Consider the following 2,975-nt stretch of genomic DNA (forward strand, 5'->3'; position numbering starts at 1 on the left):
CCAGGGAGTGGCAAACAGTCGATGCATTTCGGTGTCATGGCCGTTTTTTCCATGAAAGATTATCTCCCTTCATTGGCCAAGTATGGCTGAGTCGCCGGTTGCCTGCTTGAATGGCACGCTTGGCTGATGTCCATCTCCGGGTCGCGGATGCGGGTCTCGACGCCGAGCAGGCCAAGCAGGCTATGGAAAAGATGGTCATGGCTCAGGGGTTGGCTGGCCTGTTGGGCCAGGCAGTCGCGCTCGAGCCCGGCGGCACGCTCGAACGCGCGGGATGACCACCAGGCCATCGGTACCCGGGTCTGCTCGTCCGGGGCGATGGCGTAGGGCAGGCCGTGCAGGTAGATGCCGTTCTCGCCCAGGGACTCGCCGTGGTCGGACACATACAGCAGCGCCGTGGCCAGTGACGGTTGCTGCTCCAGCACGCCGATGAGCTCATTCAGCACGCTGTCGGTATAGAGGATCGCATTGTCGTAGCTGTTCACGATCGTCTCGCGGGAGCACTTGGCAAGATCCGCTCCGTCGCAGGTCGGGATGAAGGCACGGAAGGCGTCTGGGTAGCGCTGGAAATAGCTGGGGCCGTGGTTGCCGAGCTCATGCAGCACGATCACCGTATCGCGATCGATCGATGCGACCCGCTGTTTCAGCTCCTCGACCAGCACGCCGTCGAGGCAGTCGTTCGCGTCGCACAGTGCCGGGTAGTTTCCGGGGGATGGCGAGTACCGCTCGACGCCGTCGCAGACGCCCTTGCAGCCCGATTGGTTGTCGATCCACATCACTCGGTAGCCGGCCCGCTGCAGCACGTCCAGCAACGACTCGTGGCTCTTGATATAGCATTCATCATAGTTGGCCTTGCCGATGGGCGCGAACATGCAGGGCAGGGAGACGGCGGTGTTGGTACCGCAGCTCGTCACCTCTTCGAAGTTGATCACATCTCTGCTGGCGAGCCGCGGCGTGGTCTGGCGCGGGTAGCCGGACAACCCCCAGTCAGCGGCGCGTACGGTCTCGCCGACCACCATCACCAGCAGACGCGGCGTGCCGGTGGCACTGGCCTGCCGAAAGGCATCCTCGCCGATGGGCAGTCGCACGTCCGGCAGCGGCTCGCCGGCCGCCATGACCTGGCCGGTAGAGATGATGGCGTTGCCCGGCGTGATCAGATAACGCAACTCGTGGTGGTTGCGCATCAGCGACGACAGACTCTGATAGGAGAGCAGCAGCGACACCACCAGCACGCCGACGCCACCGGCCAGCCACAGCAGCGACATGCCCAGCCCACGTTGCCAGCTGCGCTGTTGCAGCGGCCAGCGCCACACTACCAGGGCCGGCAGCCCGGCGTAGAGCAGCAGGTAGAGTGCCAGCCCCGGGGTCAACAGTTCGCCCGCCTCCCGGTTATCGGTCTGCAGCACGTTGTCGATCATGTGGGTATCGAAGTAGGCCCCGTAGTGGCCGGTAAAATAGCTCACCGACGCCGCCAACATCACCAGCAAAGACAGCAGTGGCTTGACGCTGACGCGGTTGACCAGCGGCAGGAAGACCACGACGTGCAGGGCGGTCATGACCACGCCGTAGCCGGCCAGCCGTCCCCAGTCGGCGAGCGTGACGGGCGGCTCTGCGCCAAGCACTGTCGACCAGAAACGCTGGTTGTAGAAGAGCGTGAAGGCCAGGCCGGCCAGCAGGGTAAGCGCCTGCGGTGACAGGGCGGGAAGTCGCGAGCGCGGAATGGCCCGTCGCTCGCGCGTGGTGGAGATCGCCTCAGGCATCGGTGGGTGTCTCGAGGGTGAAGAACCGGGTGGTCGGGAGGCGTTCCGTCTGACGCCGTCGCGGCAGCACCCACTCGCCTCCCTGGAGGCCATAGAGGGCATCGGCAAGGCGAAAGTCCAGTGCCAGCCAGTGTTCCACCAGCATCAGGACGATGAAGCCGCACCAGGCCAGGGCCAAGCGTTGCAGGGGGCGGAGGCGAGCGGCCAGGAGCGCCGGCTTTTCGCCGGGGCGAGTCGTCGCCAGGGGGTGCAGGTCGGGCATGGTATCGCCGTGTCGGGAATCCGACTGACATCCTGCCCTGGTAAGCTTAACGGCGTCTTATGCTGCGCCGGCGATCACGCGGCGCGGTGCGTTCTAGGCAGTGAGACCGTGACGCTCAGTCCGTCGCCCGGGGCGTCGCCGAGCCATAGCCTGCCCTGATGGCGCTGCAGGAGGCGGTTGATGATGGAGAGTCCCAGACCGGCGCCAGCGCCCGGACCGGCTCGGTGGAAACGCTCCAGCACCTGCTCGCGCTGATCCACCGGGATGCCGGGCCCCTGGTCCTCCACGGTGATCGTCAGTGCCTTGGGGCCGGCGGTGAGGGCGATCCGAATCACGGCGCCCGCCGGCGAGTGCTGGAGGGCGTTGCCGACCAGGTTCTGCAGTAGGGTATCGATGGCGCCGGGCTCCATCTCGATCTGCCAGTCCGCCGTCTCATCGGCGTCCAGCTGTAGCTCCTGGCGACCCTCCACGGCCAGTGGTATCAGTTTGGCGAGGGCCTCGCGTACCTCACGCAGCAGTTCGATGTCTAGGGAGAGGCCCTCGCCCTCCTGCTCGGGTTCGAGCCGGGCCAGGGTGAGCAGCTGCGACACCACCCAGGTGGCTCGGGCTACGCCGTCGCGCAGCTTGTCGAGCGCCTCCTGTCGATCCTCCGGGTCGTCGGAGGCCAGGGCGTTCTGGGCGTGCAGGTCGAGCACGGCCAGCGGTGTGCGCAACTCGTGGGCGGCATCGGCGATGAAGCGCTTCTCGCGGACCCGCAGCGTGCGGATGCGCTCGAGCAGCCGGTTCAGGGCCCCGGCAATGGTCTCCAGTTCCCGGGGCATCGGGTGGAGGATCAAGGGCTGCAGGTTATGTGGATCGCGGCGGCGGATCTGCTCGGCCATCCGCGACAAGGGCCGCAGGCCCCAGCCGATCGACCACCACAGCAGCAGGGCCAGCACGGGGAGCCCCAGCAGGTC

General features: G+C 66.5%; 3 protein-coding genes. All 3 read right to left on the reverse strand.

From position 1 onward, the window contains the following. Nucleotides 1-59: 59 nt before the first annotated feature. Nucleotides 60-1,757, reverse strand: coding sequence for a phosphoethanolamine transferase (locus tag ACESMD_RS14945; protein WP_372614528.1), 1,698 nt, complete (start codon nucleotides 1,755-1,757; stop codon nucleotides 60-62). Beyond that, nucleotides 1,750-2,019 carry a hypothetical protein gene (locus tag ACESMD_RS14950; protein ID WP_372614530.1) on the reverse strand — a complete coding sequence of 90 codons (270 nt, stop codon included), beginning with the start codon at nucleotides 2,017-2,019 and terminating at the stop codon, nucleotides 1,750-1,752. Before ACESMD_RS14950 ends, ACESMD_RS14945 begins: the two co-directional genes overlap by 8 nt. 74 nt (nucleotides 2,020-2,093) lie before the next feature. After that, a partial coding sequence (locus tag ACESMD_RS14955) for an ATP-binding protein (protein WP_372614532.1) occupies nucleotides 2,094-2,975 on the reverse strand: 882 nt, incomplete at its 5' end.

The sequence above is a fragment of the Halomonas sp. genome, from assembly GCF_041689495.1.
GTDB lineage: Bacteria > Pseudomonadota > Gammaproteobacteria > Pseudomonadales > Halomonadaceae > Halomonas.